The organism is Mycobacterium sp. E1747 (genome assembly GCF_001667775.1).
GTDB lineage: Bacteria > Actinomycetota > Actinomycetes > Mycobacteriales > Mycobacteriaceae > Mycobacterium.
Genome location: NZ_LZJI01000161.1, coordinates 1 through 19,776 on the forward strand (window position 1 = coordinate 1; position 19,776 = coordinate 19,776).

The 19,776-nt window shown below is 68.8% G+C and carries 18 protein-coding genes and 3 pseudogenes; 3 read left to right on the plus strand and 18 right to left on the minus strand.

All coding sequences use genetic code 11. From position 1 onward, the window contains the following. Positions 1-820: pseudogene (locus A5695_RS15475) on the plus strand (alpha/beta fold hydrolase); the annotation flags it as partial. 217 nt (positions 821-1,037) lie between these two features. Here A5695_RS15475 and alr read toward each other — a convergent pair. The 9 genes and pseudogenes from alr to glmS form a co-directional block, all read right to left on the minus strand. Beyond that, on the minus strand, positions 1,038-2,213 hold the full coding sequence (gene alr, locus A5695_RS15480) for an alanine racemase (protein WP_068083667.1): 1,176 nt from the start codon (positions 2,211-2,213) through the stop codon (positions 1,038-1,040). A gap of 97 nt (positions 2,214-2,310) precedes the next feature. Beyond that, entirely contained in the window at positions 2,311-3,705 is a 1,395-nt protein-coding gene (locus A5695_RS15485; protein WP_068083551.1) for a glutamate decarboxylase, read from the minus strand. A 14-nt stretch (positions 3,706-3,719) separates the two neighbouring features. Beyond that, positions 3,720-5,141, minus strand: a complete 1,422-nt coding sequence (locus A5695_RS15490) for an NAD(P)H-hydrate dehydratase (protein WP_068083555.1) — start codon at positions 5,139-5,141, stop codon at positions 3,720-3,722. 33 nt (positions 5,142-5,174) lie between these two features. Then, positions 5,175-5,852: a rhomboid-like protein gene (locus tag A5695_RS15495; protein ID WP_068083669.1), complete on the minus strand. Its 678-nt coding sequence runs from the start codon at positions 5,850-5,852 to the stop codon at positions 5,175-5,177. 74 nt (positions 5,853-5,926) lie between these two features. Further along, positions 5,927-6,775: a DUF4436 domain-containing protein gene (locus tag A5695_RS15500; protein WP_068083558.1), complete on the minus strand. Its 849-nt coding sequence runs from the start codon at positions 6,773-6,775 to the stop codon at positions 5,927-5,929. After that, positions 6,772-7,611, minus strand: coding sequence for a DUF4436 domain-containing protein (locus A5695_RS15505; RefSeq protein ID WP_082946124.1), 840 nt, complete (start codon positions 7,609-7,611; stop codon positions 6,772-6,774). The genes A5695_RS15500 and A5695_RS15505 overlap by 4 nt, the downstream gene beginning before the upstream one ends. 46 nt (positions 7,612-7,657) lie before the next feature. After that, the gene (locus A5695_RS15510) at positions 7,658-8,554 is read right to left on the minus strand and encodes a DUF4436 domain-containing protein (RefSeq protein WP_068083562.1); all 897 of its coding nucleotides are present in this window, start codon (positions 8,552-8,554) and stop codon (positions 7,658-7,660) included. 128 nt (positions 8,555-8,682) lie between these two features. Beyond that, positions 8,683-8,874 (minus strand): annotated as a pseudogene (locus tag A5695_RS15515) (DUF4436 family protein); the annotation flags it as partial. Positions 8,875-9,028: 154 nt separating this feature from the next. Beyond that, positions 9,029-10,903: a glutamine--fructose-6-phosphate transaminase (isomerizing) gene (gene glmS / locus A5695_RS15520; protein ID WP_068083568.1), complete on the minus strand. Its 1,875-nt coding sequence runs from the start codon at positions 10,901-10,903 to the stop codon at positions 9,029-9,031. Positions 10,904-11,482: 579 nt separating this feature from the next. Between glmS and A5695_RS15525 the strand changes: the two genes are divergently transcribed. Both A5695_RS15525 and A5695_RS15530 read left to right on the plus strand, forming a co-directional pair. Continuing rightward, on the plus strand, positions 11,483-11,704 hold the full coding sequence (locus A5695_RS15525) for an Rv1535 family protein (RefSeq protein ID WP_068083575.1): 222 nt from the start codon (positions 11,483-11,485) through the stop codon (positions 11,702-11,704). 23 nt (positions 11,705-11,727) lie between these two features. Then, complete coding sequence (locus A5695_RS15530; RefSeq protein WP_068083578.1) at positions 11,728-12,567, plus strand: dienelactone hydrolase family protein; 840 nt, start codon at positions 11,728-11,730, stop codon at positions 12,565-12,567. 100 nt (positions 12,568-12,667) lie between these two features. Here A5695_RS15530 and A5695_RS15535 read toward each other — a convergent pair whose 3' ends face one another. The 9 genes and pseudogenes from A5695_RS15535 to A5695_RS15575 all read right to left on the minus strand — a co-directional run bounded on the left by A5695_RS15535 (position 12,668) and on the right by A5695_RS15575 (position 19,752). After that, positions 12,668-13,999 carry a hypothetical protein gene (locus tag A5695_RS15535; RefSeq protein WP_068083580.1) on the minus strand — a complete coding sequence of 444 codons (1,332 nt, stop codon included), beginning with the start codon at positions 13,997-13,999 and terminating at the stop codon, positions 12,668-12,670. Between the two features lie 2 nt (positions 14,000-14,001). Further along, positions 14,002-14,331, minus strand: a complete 330-nt coding sequence (locus A5695_RS15540) for a type VII secretion target (RefSeq protein ID WP_068083582.1) — start codon at positions 14,329-14,331, stop codon at positions 14,002-14,004. 117 nt (positions 14,332-14,448) lie between these two features. Further along, the gene (locus A5695_RS15545) at positions 14,449-15,234 is read right to left on the minus strand and encodes a hypothetical protein (protein WP_231974854.1); all 786 of its coding nucleotides are present in this window, start codon (positions 15,232-15,234) and stop codon (positions 14,449-14,451) included. Between the two features lie 646 nt (positions 15,235-15,880). After that, positions 15,881-16,283, minus strand: a pseudogene (locus A5695_RS29690) (hypothetical protein); the annotation flags it as partial. Positions 16,284-16,480: 197 nt separating this feature from the next. Beyond that, on the minus strand, positions 16,481-17,818 hold the full coding sequence (gene glmM, locus A5695_RS15555) for a phosphoglucosamine mutase (RefSeq protein ID WP_068083587.1): 1,338 nt from the start codon (positions 17,816-17,818) through the stop codon (positions 16,481-16,483). A gap of 150 nt (positions 17,819-17,968) precedes the next feature. Continuing rightward, on the minus strand, positions 17,969-18,439 hold the full coding sequence (rpsI, locus tag A5695_RS15560) for a 30S ribosomal protein S9 (protein ID WP_082946126.1): 471 nt from the start codon (positions 18,437-18,439) through the stop codon (positions 17,969-17,971). A gap of 17 nt (positions 18,440-18,456) precedes the next feature. Continuing rightward, positions 18,457-18,900, minus strand: a complete 444-nt coding sequence (gene rplM, locus A5695_RS15565; protein WP_007172542.1) for a 50S ribosomal protein L13 — start codon at positions 18,898-18,900, stop codon at positions 18,457-18,459. Positions 18,901-19,122: 222 nt separating this feature from the next. Further along, positions 19,123-19,419: a WXG100 family type VII secretion target gene (locus A5695_RS15570; RefSeq protein WP_068083592.1), complete on the minus strand. Its 297-nt coding sequence runs from the start codon at positions 19,417-19,419 to the stop codon at positions 19,123-19,125. 15 nt (positions 19,420-19,434) lie between these two features. Then, a complete protein-coding gene (locus A5695_RS15575) occupies positions 19,435-19,752 on the minus strand; it encodes a WXG100 family type VII secretion target (protein ID WP_068083595.1) in 318 nt (105 codons plus the stop codon). Positions 19,753-19,776 lie beyond the last annotated feature (24 nt).

The following is a 19,776-nucleotide window of genomic DNA, read 5'->3' on the forward strand; positions in this document are numbered from 1 at the left end:
CGAAGACGACCGCCGCTCCGTGGTGACCACCCCGGACGGGATATCGTTGGCGATTCGCGAGGCTGGCCCCGCGGACGCCGCGCTGACGATGGTCTTCGTCCACGGATTCTGCCTGCAGATGGGCGCCTTTCATTTCCAGCGGACGCGGCTGCCGCAGCACCTGGGCCCCGGGGTCCGGATGGTCTTCTACGACCAGCGCGGGCACGGGCAGTCCGAGGAGGCCCCGCCCGAGAGCTACACGCTGACCCAACTCGGTAAAGACCTGCAAAGCGTGCTCGAGGTGGTGGCCCCGCGCGGGATGGTCGTGTTGGTCGGCCACTCCATGGGCGGCATGACGGTGTTGTCCCACGCCCGCCAATTCCCCGACCAGTACGGGCGCCGGATCGTCGGCGCCGCGTTGATCTCCTCGGCGGCCGAAGGTGTCGCCAGGTCCCCGCTCGGGGAGATCCTGAAAAACCCTGCGCTGGAAGCATTTCGGTTCACCGCACGCAGCGCGCCCAAGTTGATGCACCGCGGCCGCAACGTGTCGCGCTCGCTGCTCGGGCCGGTGCTGCGGGCCGCCTCCTACAGCGACCTGCATGTCAGTCGCAGCCTGGACGCCTTCTCGCAGCGGATGATGAACGGCACGCCGATCCCGACCATGGTGGAGTTCCTGGATGCCCTCGAAGCCCACGACGAGACCGCCGGCCTGTGGACCCTGCTGCGCATCCCCACGTTGATTGCCTGCGGTGACCACGACCTGCTGACGCCGGACGAGTACTCGCGCAAGATGGCGGCCTCGCTGCCGCAATCCGAGCTGGTCATCGTCCGCGGGGCCAGCCTCGCGAATCGCCAACGATATCCCGTCCGGGGTGGTCACCACGGAGCGGCGGTCGTCTTCGATCCGATCGAAATCCTCGTCGGCGTAAGGGTCTTCGACGCCACGGGTGCGCTGGGCCATCGAGCGGCGGGCCGAGGCTCCCACGATGGTGGCCAGGGCCGTCACCCCTGCCCCTCCCGCGAACCAAGCCCTCCCCCGCTGGCGCCTGCGAGTTCTCTCACGGCTCAATGGTTTGCGCCTCGCGGTAGGTCCGGGTGATGCGCCCGCGCGGGCTGGTCACCACTTCGTAGTGAATGGTGCCGAGCAGGTCGGCCCAGTCCTGCGCGGTGGGTTCCCCGCCGGTGCCGGGCCCGAACAGGATCGCCTCGTCGCCCTCAGTCACGTCGGTGCGACCGGGGCCGAGGTCGACGACGAACTGGTCCATGCAGATCCGGCCGACGCCGGGGCGCCGCTTGCCGTTGATCAACACCTCCAATCGTCCCCCCAGCGACCGGAACACGCCGTCGGCGTAACCGACGGGCAACAGCGCCAGAGTGGTGTCACGATCCGCGGTCCAGGTGTGCCCGTACGACACGCTCTCCCCCGCTCGGATTGGCTTCACCAGCGCCACAGGGCATTTCACCGTCATCGCCGGGATCAACCCCATGTCGCCGAGCTCGGGCACCGGGCTCAGGCCGTACACCGCCACGCCGGGCCGCACCAGGTCGAAGGCCAGGTCTGGACGCGACATGGTGGCCGACGAGTTCGCCAGGTGCGCGACCTCGAACCGCACCCCGTGCTCACCCGCCAGCGCCAGCATGTCGTTGAACCGTTGGGCCTGAAGGTCGTTGACCGGATTGGCCGGTTGATCGGCGAACACCATGTGTGACATCAGCCCGCGCAACCGGATGGCCTGTTCGGCGGTGGCGCAGCGCAGCGCGGTCAGCATCGACGGGTACTGCGACGAGTGGACGCCGTTGCGGTTGAGCCCGGTGTCCACCTTGACCGTGACCGTCGCGGTCCGGCCGGTGCGGCGCGCCGCGTCCACCAACTCGTCGAGCTGGCGCTCCGAGGACACGGCGATCTCGACGTCGGCCAGCAGCGCGGGCCCGAAGTCCATGCCCGGCGGGTGCAGCCACGCCAGCACCGGTGCGGCGACGCCGTCGGCGCGCAGCGCCACCGCCTCGGCGACGGTGGCGACACCCAGCTCGGACGCCCCGCCGGCCAGCGCCGCGCGGGCGGCCTGGGTGGCGCCGTGGCCGTAACCGTCGGCCTTGACGACGGCCATCACCTGCGCGCGGCCGGCGTGCTCGCACAGCAACCGCACGTTGTGCTCGATGGCGCGCAGGTCCACCAGGGCCTCGGCAACGAGGCCCCGCGTCGGGGATATCGGCGTAGCGGCCCACCCTTTCATGGCCGCCATTGTCCCAGAAGCACCGAACGGCGCGGCGAGCGTCGACTTGTCGACCTGCATCCGGGCTGGTCAGCGCAACAAGTCGACGTTCGGAAGATCAGTGCGCGAAGTGCTGCGCGTCGTAGTGCCCGCCGGGCTTGATCTTGTCCAGCGACGTCAGGGCGGAGACGGCGTCGTCGTGCAGCGCCCGGGCCAGATCCGCCGACAGCCCCTCACGCACCACGATGCGCAGCACCGACACGTCGGTGGCGTTATCGGGCATCGTGTAGGCGGGCACCTGCCAGCCGTAGGTGCGCAGCTCGTGCGAGACGTCGAATTCGGTGTAGCCGCGCTCCCCGGCGAGCCGGAAGGCGACCACCGGGATCGCCGACCCGTCGGAGATCAGCTCGCAGTGCTCGCTGACCCGCAGCTGCTCGCCCAGCCACCGCGCCGTCCCGGACAGCGCCTGCATCACCTTGGTGTAGCCGTCACGGCCCAGCCGCAGGAAGTTGTAGTACTGGCCGACCACCTGGTTGCCGGGCCGGGAGAAGTTCAGTGTGAAGGTGGGCATGTCGCCGCCGAGGTAGTTGACCCGGAAAACCAGCTCCTCGGGTAGGTATTCCTTGCTGCGCCACACCACGAATCCCACACCGGGATAAGTCAACCCGTACTTGTGCCCGCTGACGTTGATCGACACCACCCGGGGCAGCCGGAAGTCCCACTTCAGCTCGGGATGCAGGAACGGCACGACGAACCCGCCGCTGGCGGCGTCGACGTGCACGGGGACGTCCACCCCGCCTTCTGAAAGGGGTTTGTCGGCCAGCTTGTCCAGCGCGCCGCAGATCTCGGCGACGGGCTCGAGCTCGCCGGTGTAGGTGGTGCCCAGGATCGCCACCACCCCGATGGTGTCCTCGTCGACGGCATCGACCACCTGCTCGGGGGTGATGACGTAGCGCCCCTCCTCCATCGGCAGGTATCGGGGTTCGACGTCGAAGTAGCGGCAGAACTTCTCCCACACCACCTGGACGTTGGAACCCATCACCAGGTTGGGCCGGCGGCTTTCCCAGCCCTTACCGACCTTGGCCCGCCACCGCCACTTCATGGCCAGGCCGCCCAGCATGACGGCCTCGCTGGATCCGATCGTGGACACCCCGCACGCGCTGTAGGGGTCGGCGTCGTTCAGGCCGTCCGCGTGGAACAGGTCCGCGACCATGCACACGCAGCGCTGCTCGATGGCCGCGGTCGCCGGGTATTCGTCCTTGTCGATCATGTTCTTGTCGAACGTCTCGGCCATCAGCCTGCCGGCCTCGGGGTCCATCCAGGTGGTCACGAAGGTCGCCAGGTTCAGCCGGGAACTCCCGTCGAGCATCAGCTCGTCGTGGATGAAGCGGTAGGCGGCCTCGGGGTCCATCGATTCTTCGGGCATGCGCAGCGCCGGCACCGGGGCGGTAAACAGGCGGCCGGTGTAGGCGGGGGCGATCGAGTGCGCGGGCAGGGACGGGTGCTGAGGCACGGGGAGAATCCTTCCTAGAGGGCGGCCAGCGCCGCCCTGATGTGCGGAACCATGCGGGACGATGACGTCGGCGCGTCACCGGGGCCCGGGTCGGCGGCGGACAACGCCGCGGCCCGCGCGTGGACGAACGCGGCCGCCGCGGCCGCCTCGGCCGCCGGCAGGCCCGCCGCGAGCAGCGCGCCGATCATGCCGGACAGCACGTCCCCGGAACCGGCGGTAGCAGCCCAGGACTGCCCGGCCGGGTTGAGGTACACCGGGCCGCCCGGATCGGCGACGACGGTGACGTTCCCCTTGAGCAACACGGTGGCGCCGAAGGTGTCGGCCAGCTTCCGGCACGCGCCCACGCGGTCGTCCCCCGGGGGACTGCCCGCCAGACGGGCGAATTCGCCGGCGTGCGGCGTCAGCACCGTCGGCGCGGTGCGATTGGCGGCCAACTCGGGGTGCGCCGCCAGGATGGTGAGCCCGTCGGCGTCGACGATCACCGGCAGGTCGGTCTCCAGCGCGAACCACAGCGCGGCGGCTCCGGTGTCATCTGTCCCCAATCCCGGCCCGACGACCCAGGATTGGACCCGCCCGGCCGACGCGGGGGTGGGCGACGCGATCACCTCCGGCCAGTGCGCGAGCACCTCACGATGCGCGCTGCCGGCGTAGCGGACCATGCCGGAGGTCGCCGCGACGGCCGCCCCGGTGCACAGCACCGCCGCCCCGGGATACGTCGAGGAGCCGGCCATCACACCGGTCACGCCCTGGGTGTACTTGTCATCGTGGGGTCCGGGCACCGGCCAGCGCGCGGCCACGTCGGCCGCTTCGAAGCCCAGCACGTCCGTCTCCGGCAGGTCCAGTCCGATGTCGATCAGCGTGACCCGCCCGCAGTCGCCGAGCGCGTGCACGGGCTTGAGGCCACCGAACGTCACGGTCGCCGCCGCGTGCACGGCGGGCCCCGTGACCGCCCCGGTCGCCACATCGACACCGCTGGGAATATCGACCGCGACCACCGGGATCCCGGCAGCGTCGACCGCGGCGAACACCTCGGCCGCGGCTGGGCGCAGCGGCCCGGAGCCGGAGATGCCCACCACCCCGTCGATGACGAGATCGGTTGTCGGCAAGACCCTTTCGACGATCCGCCCGCCCGCCTTCCGAAACGCCGCCAGCCCCTTGCGGTGGGTGTGTTCCGGGTTGAGCAGCACGGCGTCGGCGGCCGCGCCGCGGCGGCGCACGAAGGTGGCGGCCCACAGCGCGTCGCCGCCGTTGTCGCCCGAGCCGACGACCGCGCACACGCGGCGCCCGGCGACCCCGCCGGTGCGGGCCTTCAATTCGGCGACGATCTCGGTGGCCAGCCCGAACGCCGCGCGCCGCATCAGCGCGCCATCGGGCAGGCTGGCCAGCAGCGGCGCTTCGGCCTGGCGGATCGCGTCTACGGAATAGTAGTGCCGCACCCTAGCCACATTACGGGTCAGCGGCCGCGCGGCTCAGGCCGATGCCTGGCGAGATCGGGACCGTCGGCCCATGGCCCGCAGGCGCGCCGGGCTCAGCTGCCGATGGTCCTGGTGCCGCGTCATCGGGTAGAAGCACAGGCCGACGAGGATCGAGGTGAAATGCCCGATTGCGGTGAAATTCAGCTCAATACGGTCCATCGTGATCAACGGGAACCCGAAGATGATGAAAAGCACGCCCAGATAGCCCCAGCGCCATGGTCGCGCGATGTGATAGGCCAGCACGGCCATCACCCCGACCAGGAAGTAGCTCACGCCGATGTCGCGGGCATGCACCAGCCGTTCCGAGGCGTCGTGTTGCTCGATGGCGAAATACAGCAGGCCCTCGCTGAAATAAGTGGACAGGATGTGCGCGCTCAATCCCACTGTCAGCCAGCGCAACTGGCCCAACCAGTGTTCGGCCGGGGCCAGGAACAACGAGAACAGGATCAGGTACGGGGTGAGGTTGTCGCCGTCGATCCACAGCAGGCTGGAGAACAGCACATCGAGCGGATCGCGCGCCAGTCCGTGGATGTTGGTGGAATGGTGCATCAGCATCGAATGCAGTTGCCGCTGGGGCAGCCAGTGCTGGATGAGCGTCGTGACGAACAGGACGAGCAACCAGCCGTACGTCAGCGGCGCGCTGCTGACGTACTGCCAGACCGCCAGTCCCATGCTGCGCAGGCGGGACTGCACGGGTGCTTTCGTCACGTTATTACCTTCGCACGCGGACCGCTGGCTTGCCGCGCCTAAACGGCGGGCTCGCCGGGCCGCGGGGGGTCGGGCCGCAAATGCCGCCACCAGCAGGCGACGTAGAGCAGCATCGAGATCACCAGCACGACGAGCACCCACAACACCAGCGTGATGTCGATCCAGCCGCCGAACGGCGGCGAGCCGGGAAGCGCATTGCGCAACGGCACCACGGCGAACAGCATCGCCGCATACCACGTCGTCATCGGCGGCTGAAACTTCCGCCGGTCACGCAGCGTCTGAACGGCAACGAATAGGCCGACCGCGGCGATGGCGATGAGCACACCGCAGATGACGATGCCGAACGCCGCCGCGCTCAGAGAACGCTGCAGACTCACCCGGTATGGACCGAGCCCCCCGTCGTTGCTGGCGGTGACCTGCCAGCCCGGAAGGTGGTTGACGAACGTGGCGGGTAAGCGCTCGGGGACGCCGCCCTCACCGCCATGCAGGAGTTCGACCTCGATCGGTCCGGATTCGTAGTGATCGAAAGGCCACCGTTCAATCTCCCCGGCGATGGTCACCGGGACGGGAAACACACCCGGCAGCATGCCCTTGGTCCAGGTCCGGCGGGTGGGCGTCGCCGCGGATCTGACCCACAGGCTGAGGTCCTCGTTGAGGTGCTGCGTCTGCGGATCCAGCAGCGCCGATCCAGGCGAAATGGCGAGATTGATGACGACGACGCTGTAGTTGGATTGGATGTCTTCGACCGAAAACGTCGCGACGCTGCTGTCGCCCGCGGCCGGGACTTCCGCCCGGTGGTGGGCAGTGCGGCTGTGGGCGTACAGCGCAACCGATGCGACGTATGCCGCAACGATGGACACGACGAGACCGACGGCGGCGAACCTCATACTGGATTCGCCGGCGCCGCAGTGACCTCGGGCCTCAGATGCCGCCACCAACAGGCGATGTAGAGCAGCATGGACACCACCAAGACGACGAGCACCCACAACACGAGGGTGATGTCGATCCAGCCGCCGAAGGGTGGCGAGCCGGGAAGCGCGTTGCGCAACGGCACGACGGCGAACAGCATCGCCGCATACCACGTCGTCATCGGCGGCTGAAACTTCCGCCGGTTGCGCACCGTCTGAACGGCGACGAAGAGGCCGAGTCCGGCGATGGCGACCAGCACGGCGCAGATGACGATGCCGAACGCCGCGGCGCTCAGGGAGCGGTGCACGCTCACCCGGTACGGGCCGGATCCGTCGGTGGACACCTGCCAACCGGAGAGGTGGTTGACGAACGTCACCGGTACTCGCTCGGCGACGGTCTCACTGCCGCCGCGCATCAGCTCGATCTCAATCGGTCCCGAACCGTAGCGGTCGAAGGGCCAATTCTCGATCTCCCCCGCGATGGTCAGCGGGACGGGGAAGACGCCGGGGAGCATGCCCTTGGTCCAGGTGCGGCGGGTCGGCGTCGCCACCGATCGCACGCGGAGGCCGAGGTCTTGGTTGAGGTGTCCGGTTTGCGGATCCAGCAGGCCCGACCCCGGCGAGATGGACAGGTTGGCCATCAGCACGCTGTAGTTCGACTGGATGTCCTCGACCACCAAGGTGGCGGCGCTGCGGTCACCCCCGGCCGCGGTCCGCAGGTGGTGCTGGTGCCCCCCACTGTTGGCATACAGCGCGACGGAGGCAACGTACGCCCCGACGACGCCCACGATCAGCGCGATGACGCCAAACTTCACGAGCGCCCCCTGTTCGATGACGAAATGTGTTGGAACGAACGGGGTGTCAGCCCGATGTTGCCGGGACGGGATCAGGCGGTGGCGCGACAACCGGGGGCTCCGGCCTCAGGTGTCGCCACCAGCAGACGATGTAGATCAGCATCGCCGTCACCAACGCGACGATCACCCAGAGCACGATGGTCACATCGATCCACGCCCCGAACGGGGGCAGGCCGGGCAGCGCGTTGCGCAGGGGCACCACCGCGAAGAGCATCGCCGCGTACCACGTCGTCATCGGGGGCTGGAACTTGCGCCGGTCACGCAACGTCTGAATCGCGACGACGAGGCCGAGGGCGGCAATGGCGACCAGCACGCCGCAGATGACCATGCCGAACACCGCGGTGCTCAGCGCGCGCCGCACCTGCATGCGGTACGCCTCGTGGCCCGGGATTTTGGTCATGGTGACCTTGAAGCCCGACAGGTGGTCGATGAGTCTCACCGGAACGAGGACGGGCGGCTTCGTCGTGTCGCCGCCGGGGAAGAGTTGCACCTCGATCGGCCCCGACGCGTAGTTGTCGAACGGCCAGCGTTCCAAATGACCGGCGATGGTCAGCGGAAGCGGGAAGACGCCGGGAAGCGTGCCCGGCGAATAGTCCTTACGACTGGGCTGGGCCGACGATCTGACGCGCAGCACCAGATCTTCCTTGAGGCGGTGCGTTACCGGATCCAGCAGCGCGGACCCGGGTGCGACCGCGACGTTGGCCACGACGGCGCTGTAGTTGGACTGCATCTCTTCGACTGTCAACGTCGCCATGCTCTGAGCGGCCGTCTCCGCGTTGTCGCTGAGGGTGCCGGGGGCCGACCCTTCGACGGTGTCCTTGTACAGGCCCACGAGCGCGATGTATGTCCCGAGAATGAGCACGATGACGCCCACCGTGGCGAGTCTTCTGACCGCCGGTCCCATGCTGCTCCTGCCCCCCGTGGAGTGGCCTACTACCCGAAAGGCAAATCTAACGGAACCGCCGCGGATCTGCTGCGATACGGGCGAAGCTGCTGAACTACTCGCGTTGATACCGAGGGATTTTCGATCGATTAGGCCGCTTCGGGTCGCAGATGCCGCCACCAGCAGGAGATATAGAGCCCCATCGAGATCCCCAACACGACAATCACCCAGACCACGACCGTGATGTCAATCCAGCTTCCGAACGGCGGCGCTTCGGGCAGCGCGTTGCGCAGCGGCATCACCGCGAACAACATCGCCGCATACCAGGTCGTCATCGGCGGCGACGATGTGCAGGTGATCGTTCCGTCGCCCGCCTGGCTGCCTTGCACGACGACATGGGGATGGCCCATGCCGCTGTCGACGTACAGCACGATCGAACCGATATAGGCGCCGATCAGGAGCACAACGCCGAAGGCGGCCACCCTCAGTCGGCGGCTATTCCACGGTGACGGACTTGGCGAGGTTTCGGGGTTTGTCAACGTCGTAACCGCGGGCCTGGGCAACCGACGCGGCGAACACCTGAAGCGGGATGGTCGACAGCAGCGGCTGCAAAAGGGTTGATACCGAAGGGATTTCGATCAGGTGGTCGGCGTAGGGCCGCACCGTGTCGTCACCCTCCTCGGCGATCACGATGGTGATCGCGCCGCGCGCCTGGATCTCCCGGATGTTCGACAGCAGCTTGGCGTGCAGCGTGGCCTGGCCCTTGGGCGAGGGCATGACGACGATGACCGGCAGGTCGTCCTCGATCAGCGCGATCGGGCCGTGCTTGAGCTCGCCGGCGGCGAACCCCTCGGCGTGCATGTAGGCCAGTTCCTTGAGTTTGAGGGCGCCTTCCAGCGCCACCGGGTAGCCGACGTGGCGGCCCAGGAACAGTACGGTCGAGGACTGGGCGAAGCGATGCGCCAGGGCGGCCACCGGCTCGATCATCGCCAGCACCCGGGCGACCAGGTCCGGCATGGCCTCGAGCTCGTGGTACTCCCGCTCGACCTCGTCGGGGTACTTGGTGCCGCGGGCCTGCGCCAGCGCCAGGCCCACCAGGTAGTTGGCGGTGATCTGCGCCAGGAACGTCTTCGTCGAGGCGACGCCGATCTCGGGGCCGGCGCGCGTGTAGAGCACGGCGTCGCATTCGCGGGGAATCTGCGAGCCGTTGGTGTTGCAGATGGCCAGCACCTTGGCCTTCTGCTCCTTGGCGTGCCGGACGGCCTCGAGCGTGTCGGCGGTCTCCCCGGATTGGGAGATGGCGACCACCAGGGTGCTGCGGTCCAGCACCGGGTCCCGGTAGCGGAATTCGCTGGCCAGCTCCACTTCCACCGGCAGCCGGGTCCAGTGCTCGATGGCGTACTTCGCGAGCAGTCCGGAGTGATACGCGGTGCCGCACGCCACGACGAACACCTTGTCGATCTCGCGGAGCTCTTGATCGGAGAGCCGCTGCTCGTCGAGCACGATCCGCCCGTCGACGAAATGCCCGAGCAGGGTGTCGGCGACCGCGCCGGGCTGCTCGGCGATCTCCTTGAGCATGAAGTACTCGTAGCCGCCCTTTTCCGCGGCGGCCAGGTCCCAGTCGATGTGAAACTCGCGGTACGCCCCGGGTCCCAGGTCGGCGTTCCCGTCGAAGTCGGTGATGCGGTAGCCGTCGGCGGTGAGCACCACGGCCTGGTCCTGGCCGAGCTCGATCGCGTTGCGGGTGTGCGGGATGAACGCCGCGACGTCGGAGCCAACGAACATCTCGCCGTCACCGATCCCGATGACCAACGGGGTGGAGCGGCGGGCGGCCACAATGGTGCCGGGCTCGTCGGCGTTGGTGAACACCAGCGTGAAGTGGCCCTCCAGCCGGCGCAGCACGGCCAGCACCGAACCGGCGAAGTCGCCGGCGGTCTCGCCGTGCCGGTAGGCCCGCGCCACCAGGTGCACCGCCACCTCGGTGTCGGTGTCGCTGGTGAACTCCACGCCGTAGGCCTCCAGCTCGTGGCGCAGGCTCGGGTAGTTCTCGATGATGCCGTTGTGGACGACGGCGATCTTGCCGGCGGCGTCGCGATGCGGGTGCGCGTTGCGGTCGGTGGGGCGCCCGTGGGTGGCCCAGCGGGTGTGGCCCAGGCCGGTGGTGCCGCCCAGCAACTCCGGTGGCATCTGAGCGACCGCTTCCTCCAGATTGGCCAGCCGACCGGCGCGACGGCACACGGTGAGCGTTCCGGCGCCGTTGACCAGTGCGATGCCCGACGAGTCGTAGCCGCGGTACTCCATCCGGCGCAGCGCATCCATGACGACCTTGCAGGCAGGCCGCTGCCCGACATAGCCGACGATTCCGCACATTCGAACCAGGGTAGTGCAGGCGGGCCCCCGACCCCGCACTCCGCGGTATCGGTTGGGCCGCCCACCTGCGGGAAGGCCGGAATTGAGCGACCCGAGGCAGTGCAAGCGGGTGTAGCGCTTCGCGCAGACGCGAAACCTGCCGGCCGCCCAGCGCTGACCATCCTCTTTGCACCGGCTTCATAAACGGTAGAAACGCTTTTCACCTGATGTATTTGTGGCGTTTTCGTTTGCGTCATCGCTGTACCAATTTACCTACATAGAATTCTGAAATCGGCTACCAACGGCAACCGCCGAAGCCATCAGAAAGGACAGCTCGTTGACGCCCGCCTGATCACTACCGCCTGGGCACCAACCCGGTTAAACAGCGCATATGCGCAGAGCGCCACCCATATATCCGTGGCAATAGCCCCTTTATATAGACATCAATGATGATGGTCCAGCTATCCGGCTATCGCGTTGAAATCGCGTCAATAATTTGCATTACGGGATAACGACTCAAGCGATATGTAAGCCGCCGGATAGCTAAACGTTAGTGAATGTTAATCCGAAATTCCGCGCCCCTTCTTTCAGGAGAGAATCATGACCGCTGTTCTGTTCGACGATGTGATGACCGAACTGCCCGTGCCGAGCCTGACGCTCGCGCCGGCACCCGCCCCCAAGCCCGCGCCCCGGCGGCGTCACCGCGAGCCGATCGCCAGCGGCGACCCGATGGTCGACACGGCCGCGCGATTGCTGAGCTTCCCGCTGCGCCACATGTATGCGGCGCTGTGGCGGGTGGGCGTCATCGAGGTCATGGCCTGACCAGGATGCGCTAACGTCGACGCGTGGCCCGCACCCGCAAGCTGTTCGCAGCCCTCAACCGCCGTGGTCCGCATCGGGTTCTGCGTGGTGACCTGGCCTTCGCCGGTTTGCCCGGGGTGGTGTACACCCCGGAGGCTGGGCTGGGTCTGCCCGGCGTCGCGTTCGGTCACGACTGGCTGACCAAGGCCGGCCGCTATGCGGGTCTGCTTGAACACCTGGCCTCCTGGGGCATCGTGGCGGGCGCTCCCGACACCGAGCGCGGCCTGGCCCCGTCGGTCTTGAACTTCGCCTTCGACCTCGGCACCGCGCTGGACATCGTGTCGGGTGTGCGGCTCGGGCCGGGCAAGATCAGCGTCAATCCCGCCAAGCTCGGCGTGGTCGGACACGGCTTCGGCGGCTCGGCCGCGGTGTTCGCCGCGGCCGGCATGCCGAACAAGCTGGCCGCGGCGGCGGCGTTGTTTCCCGTCGTCACCAGCCCGCCGGCCGAGACCCCGGCGACGACGCTGAAGCTGCCGGGGCTGATCCTGACCGCGCCGGGCGATCCGAGGTCGCTGACGTCGAACGCGCTGTCGCTGTCCCGCGCGTGGGACGCCGCCACGCTGCGGGTGGTCAGCAAGGCTCAGCCCGGCGGCCTGGTGGAGGGCCGGCGGCTGACGAAGGTGTTCGGTCTGGCCAGCCCGCACCGGCGCACGCAGCGCACGGTCCGCGCGCTGCTCACCGGCTACCTGCTCTACACGCTGGGCGGCGACAAGGCCTATCGCATGTTCGCCGACCCCGACGCGCAGCTGCCCAAGACCGAACCGCTGGACCCCGAGGCGGCCGCCGTGCCGCTCGAGGAGAAGATCGTCGCGCTGTTGAAGTGACGCGGTTGCGGGGTAATTGCTCAGCCCGCTGGCCACCACCGCGCCGAATCCGTGCGCTTCGTCGAGGACGTGCTGCGGCTCCGCCCAGCCTGAGCCCTCACTACCCCGCCTGCGGCAGCTGGTCGGCGGCGATTTCGCAGGGCGTCTTGCCGTCGGTGGCCGGCGGCATCGGGCCGCGCGCGGTCGGAGCGGCAACCGGTGGCGGCGCGTCGACCGGCGCGTCGATCGGCTCGGGCGCTGGCGCGTTCGCCGGCTGCGGCGCGGCAACCGGCTCGGGGGCGTCCGCCGGCTGCGGCGCGGCAACCGGCTGAGCCGCTGCCTCGGGCTTGATCCCTTCGGTGTCCGCGACGTCTTCGGTGTCCTGGCGCCCGTCGTCGTCCTTGCCGTCGGGCTCGAAGGGGTCCTCGTCGAAAGCGTCGCCCTCATCGAGGCCGTCGCTGCCCGACCCGTCACCCGCCGAGCCGATCAGCCCGCCGACCGCATCGACGATCCTGCTGGCCAACCCGAGTAGGCCCGCACCGCCGCCGCCGAGCCCACCGCACAGGTCGCCCATCGGCATGCCGGCGGCGTCGCCGAGCGCAGTGCCCCAATCCGGTTGCGGCACAGTGGGAACCGGAGCGGGCGCGAGCGTGGCCGCCGTCGGGGCCGGATCCGCCGGCGGGCTCGGGACCGCTGCCGCGGGCCTCACCGCGACCGGGGGTGAACTGGGCGGCGCCGTCCGCACCGGCTGGTAACCCGGGCCCAAGTCGCCGGGGGCTTCGAAACGCACCGTCGGCGCGGCGGCCATCCGGTCGGTGACCATGTCGTAGGCGGTGTCGACACCGTCGCGCGTCGAGCGCATCGTCGTCAGCCAGTCGTCGCCGATCTCATTGTCCACGTAGGGCATTACCTGCTCGCGCACGCTCTCCTCGGCAGCGTTCCGGTCCCCCGCCCCGGTGGTGACCGTGGCTGCGGCGGCCAGCCACGCCGGCCGCTGCGCCTGGGTGCCGTCGTCGACGGCGAGGGCGGTGGCGACCTTCGAATCGACCAGGTACCACAGGTTGTCGCGCAGCGACTCACACCGCTGGGCGGCCGCGCGCAACTCGGTGGCGACCGCGCCGGCGGCGTCGCAGTGGCGTTCCACAAACCGCACCGCGGCGTCGCCGGCGGGCCCGGTCCACGCCGCGGCCAGCTCGGCCAGCTGGGCGCGCTGCACGCGCAGCGCTTCGGCGACCGTCTCCCCCGCCGCCCGCAGCTCCGCGCAGTCACGGTCCAGCACGCGCAGATCGAGGCCGTCTTCGGTGTCATACCAATCGCGGATCTGCGTGGGATGCGCCGTCAGGTCGGGATGTTGGTAGCCCAGGGCGTGGCAGGCCCGCACGTAGATCTGGGTGTGCTCGACGGCCGGCAGGCCCTCGGCGAGCCGCCCGGCGACGTCCAACCGCTCGGCCACTATCAGGCGATCCGTTCCGCGGCATAGGCCTCGGCGTCGGCGTAGCGGTCGGCGCTGACCCGCAGGGCGGCGGCGATCTCGCCGGACGCGCGCGACCACTGCGCCACTTCGGCGGTCAGCCGCTCCAACTCGACGCGCAGCCCGTCACCGCGGGCGCTGTGCGCCCGCCCGGCGGCGCCGCCGCCGAAGGCCAGCCGGCCCAGCTGATCGTTGAGGGCGCGGTCGAGAAGGTCGGCGGCGGCGCGGAATTGGTCGGCGACGCGGTACGTCGCCGCGACGTCGATCTCGGTGCGGGCCACGGCGACTGGTCGTATTCCCCTGTCGAATCTCATGTCTAATCCGACGCCCGGGCGTGCGCCCGGGTTCCGGGGAGATTCAGCGCGGCCCGCGCAGCCCGGTGCGGCGCATCCGGAGCAGCGAAAAACCATACGGCCGAGCCATATTGGCCGTCAGGATGCTGGGCTGGGGGCCGGCCACCCCGGAGCCGGCGGCAGGGTGGGAAAGTCGGAGCGGGGATACTCGCCGCCGCGTATCAGATCGGGGTGCGGGGGTGCTTTGGCACGGCAGGCATCGGTGTCCTGGGCAACATCAGGCCATTCGGGTGCGAGCCCGTATCCGGCGATGTATCCACCCTGATGACTGGTGATCCGCCAACCGCCGAACACATCGATCGAGGGCGCGCGCGCCGGCCCCGACTGCGGGGCAAGCGGTGGGCCGACAGTCGCCGGAGCCGTGATCGTGATCCGCATCGGATAGATGCCCGAATCCGGCGGTGGCTGGGCGATGATCGGACTGTAGCCCCGGTGGCGGCCCTCGTCGGCGGCACCGAACAGATACTCGCAAGTCACCACTGTGACGTCGCGGCCGGAACTGGCAATCGACAGGATATGGGCCTGCTCAGTGCCCACCCACGGGCGTTGGGGATCCTTGAGCTTGGGCCACAGGAATTGGGTGCCGGTCGGATGATCAGCGGGCTGGTTGCGATCGACCGCCTGCTGGAATCCCGGATACAGGTATCTGTCGTCACCAGTGAGCCGGGCGAGCAAATAGGACTCGGCGTACGCCCGCACCGCCACCGCGGGCCGAGTGGTCACGTCGATTCCGGGTTCGGCCGTCCAGACGACGGTGAAGTCGCTGAGGGTCGCGGGCCATCCCGCCGGGGTCGACGGTGTGGGGGTTGGCTGCTGAGGTTGGTGGTTCGAGCTGCAACCGGCCAGTAGCAGCACCGCGGTCATTGAGAGTCCCGTGAAACGGCGCAACACGCGCCCGATGCCTGTCATCTGTGCCCCGGGGGCTCGGGCACGCCGATGACTTCGTTGTAGCGGTCGACCATGTACTGGTCCGGCGACATCTTCTCATTGGGCGGCAAGGCAAGTGCCTGAGACAGCGCCGGGCCAATCACGCTGTTGTACTGGCCGGCGGTCAGGCCGGGGTATTTCGATTGCAGTTCGTCGAGGGTTGCTATTCGCCCATACGGGTGGTCGTGGTCGTGGACAACATATTCGGGCGGCAACGCCGAGACGGGCTGATTTGCCCCGAGCAACGCATCGAGCATCTCCTGATCGGCGCTTCCGATGTCCATGGGCTGGATGGCCGTTTGCCCAGGAGCGGTGGGCGCCGGTCCGAGTATGTCGTTTTCGAGGCTGTGGCCGAGTATCCCGATGGTGGGCCCGGCGACCTTGCCCACTCCTGGCACCCACCCTCCGGCTGTGGAGGCGGCTTGCACGCCGTCCTCGTAGGCCAACTTCTTCGAGTCGTATTCCGAAAGTTGTTGGTGGTAGCCATTTTGTTCGTTGGCTTGATAAGCGTTGTGTGTCCCGACATCGACCAATCCCCTGAGCGTGGCGGCGTCGTAGAGCTGGTCGCTGTAGCCCGCGCCAATGATTCTGTCGAGACCCCGCAGCCGACCATCCAAGGTGGCGATGTCTGCGGCGCCGGTTTTCTGCGCCTCGGCCAACGCGGCGGCGATGTTTTCCAAATCCGCGCCGATCTTGGGCAACTGCTCGGACTGGGCTCCCAGCGCCTGGGCCGTGCGCTGCACTTCGGCGGAGCCGTTGATCGGGTGATCCCCATTCTGGTGATTCCAGGCCGCGTCGAAGCGCTTGCGGGCTTGCTCAAAGGCATGATCGGCCTCGGAAGTGGAGCGCCCCGCCGCGTGAAATGCCTTGGCCAGGTTGGCGATCTGTGCCGGCTCCCCCGCTTGCAGAGTCTGGTTGACCGCCCACGGGTCACCGCCTGCCCCGGCCACCAGCTCACCGACACTCAGGTTAGTCAGCTGAACCAACCCAAAGCCCCTCCCCGCCAGTGATGAGCGCTGCCTCGTCCGCGTTCATCTCCGCTGCCGTCGCCGCCCACCCCACAGCGACGCGCGCGCGTCCGACACTCGGCGCCACCGAACGTCATCAAACTAGTGCCGCACACGATCCCGTCAATTCGGCGTGGCCCATCGGCCGCGGGGAGGGCATGGGCTTGCGGCTGTATTCAGCGCGCGGAGCTGACCGCCTCGGCGACCCGGTTCGCCACCCGCTGGGCGACGTCGGCCTCCGGCGCTTCCACCATCACCCGGATCAGGGGCTCGGTCCCCGACGGCCGCAACAGGATTCGGCCGGTGTCGCCGAGTTCGGCCTCGGCGTCGCCGACCGCGGTGCGCACGGCGGGCGCGGCGGCCGCGGTGTCCTTGTCGGCCACCCGGACGTTGATCAGCACCTGGGGCAGCGTCTGCATGGGCGCGGCGAGCTCGGTCAGCGACGAGCCGGTCTGCACCATGCGTGTCATCAGCCGCAGCCCGGTGACGATGCCGTCCCCGGTGGAGCCCAGCGCGGGCATCACGATGTGGCCGGACTGCTCGCCGCCCAGGCTGTAGTCGCCGGCCCGCAGCTCCTCGAGCACGTAGCGGTCGCCGACGCCGGTGGTGCGCACGGTGATCCCGGCGGAGCGCATGGCCAGGTGCAGCCCGAGGTTGCTCATCACGGTGGCCACCAGCGTGTCGGAGGCCAGCTCCCCGGCCTCGCGCATGGCCAGCGCGAGCACGACCATGATGGCGTCGCCGTCGACCAGCTCACCGTTGGCGTCGATGGCCAGGCAGCGGTCGGCGTCCCCGTCGTGGGCCAGGCCCAGGTCGGCGCGGTGGTCGATGACCGCGGCGCGCAGCGAATCCAGGTGGGTGGAGCCGCAGTTGTCGTTGATGTTCAGGCCGTTGGGGTCGGCGTTGATCGCGATGACCCGCGCGCCGGCCGCGCGGTAGGCGCGCGGCGCCACCGACGAGGCCGCGCCGTGCGCGCAGTCGACCACCACGGTCAGGCCGTCGAGCCGCAGCGTGCTGGCCTTGGTCAAGTGGCGCAGGTAGCGGTCGTCGGCGTCCTCGGCGTCGATGACGCGGCCGATCCCGGCGCCGACGGGCCGCGGCCCCGTTTCCGCGGTGACCAGGGCCTCGATCCGGTCCTCGGTGTCGTCGTCGAGCTTGCGGCCCCCGGGACCGAAGATCTTGATGCCGTTGTCGGGCATCGGGTTGTGCGACGCCGAGATCATCACGCCGAAATCGGCGTCGTACGCGCCGGTCAGGTACGCGACCGCGGGCGTGGGAAGGACCCCGACCCGCAGCGCGTCGACGCCCTGGCTGGTCAACCCGGCGATCACCGCGGCCTCCAGCATCTCGCCGCTGGCCCGGGGGTCACGCCCGATCACGGCGACGCGCCGGCCGGGTCCGCCCGCGCTGGCCAGGTGCCGCGCGGCGGCGGCGCCCAGCTCCAGCGCCAGCTCCGCGGTCAACTCGCGATTGGCGACCCCGCGGACACCGTCGGTGCCGAATAGTCGACCCATGCGGAAAAACCTCTCACAGTTGGCGGCCGTTCACCTAACGTGCCCCGTTCTTTTCTGACCGAAACGGGGCGCGTTTGGGCGCAGACACGCCGAAGGAGGCACGGAACGTCCCGGTTTGACGCCCCGTTGCGGCCAGAAAGTGATGGTTGATCAGCGCTTGCTGTACTGAGGCGCCTTGCGGGCCTTCTTCAGGCCGTACTTCTTGCGCTCGGTGGCACGCGGGTCACGGGTGAGGAAGCCGGCCTTCTTCAGCGCGGGCCGGTCCTCGGGCTGGGCCACGATCAGCGCCCGGGCGATGCCCAAGCGCAGCGCCCCGGCCTGGCCCGACGGGCCGCCGCCGTGCAGCAGCGCGAAGATGTCGAAGCTCTCCACCCGGTCGACCGTGACCAGCGGGGCCTTGATGAGCTGCTGGTGCACCTTGTTGGGGAAGTAGTCCTCCAGGCCGCGGCCGTTGAGATCGAACTTGCCGGTGCCGGGCACCAGGCGCACCCGCACCACGGCCTCCTTGCGGCGGCCGACGGTCTGGATGGGCCGGTCGAAGACGAAGGATTCGGCGGCCGCGGGGGCGGGCGCCTCGGCCGGGACGTCCGGGGTTTCCGGGGTGGCCGTGGTGTCGTCCAGGGCCTCGGTCGTTTCGGTCACTGGGCCACCTGCTTGATCTCGTACGGAACCGGCTTCTGAGCGGCGTGCGGGTGCTCCGGGCCGGCGTAGACGTGGAGTTTGCGCTGGATCTGACGGCTGAGCTTGTTCTTGGGCAGCATGCCGACGATCGCCTTCTCGACGACCCGGTCGGGGTGCTTCTCCATCAGCTCGCCGGTGGTGCGCGAGTGCAGGCCGCCGGGATACCCCGAGTGGCGGTAAGCCAGCTTGCTCTGCAGTTTGTCGCCGGACAGGGCGACCTTGTCGGCGTTGATGACGATGACGAAGTCACCGCCGTCGACGTTGGGGGCGAACGTCGGCTTGTGCTTGCCGCGCAACAGGGTGGCTGCCGCGACGGCAAGGCGGCCAAGCACCACGTCCGTGGCGTCGATGACGTACCACGACCTCGTGGTGTCACCCGCCTTTGGCGCGTAGGTGGGCACAGCGCTTACCTTTTCTTTCTCGAGGTGGATCCCGGGTCGAGCCGGGTGCCGGTCAGGCGTTCGCGGTGGGGCTGGTCTCGGCGACCGACGTTGACCCGAGGCCCCGGCGTACCGCACGCCAACCGAGCAGCTTACCGATGCGCGTCCCCGCAGGTCAAAATGACTGTGTGGTCCCAACGGCTCTCCTCCGCCGGGACCACACAGACGACTATGGGCGCGCGGCTAGCGTTCCCAGGCGCTCGCCGCCCGTCGATCGGCATTCGCCACCTCGTCCGCGCCGTCGCGCACCGCGTTGCCGAGATCGACCAGAATCTCGTTGAGGCCGGCCGCGGCCTGGTGCCACTTTTGTTGTTCCACCTGGTAGGCGGCGGCAGCCTCGCGGGTCCAGAGCTGCTGCAACGGGGCGATCTGCGCTCGCAGCTCGTCCAGCGCCGCGTTGAGGCGGGCCGCTGTGCTGTGGATTTCTTGGCGCACCGAATACTCGATCTCGCCGAAATTATAAGACAACGCCGATTCCACGGATGATCCCCCCGATCACAGGTTTCCGCCGGTTGCGGCGATGTGGGCCGCGTGGTCATGGCCGGCTTCCTGCAGGGTGGCCGCGTTGTGCCGAATGGTCTCGCCGATCGCGTGCAGGACGTGATAGAGCCGCAACGACTCGGCATTCCAGCGATCCACCACATCTCGAAACCGCGCCGCCGCGACCCCGCCCCACACCGACGCGGGCACCGCGCTCATGCGGCCGATGAATGCCTGCAGCATGGCCCGGATCTCCTCATTGCGGGCGTCCGTGGTGCCCGCAACCGACCGCATCAGGTCGAAATCGGTACTCAGTGTGTTGGGTGCACTCATACCAAGTTCGACCCGGACAGCGCT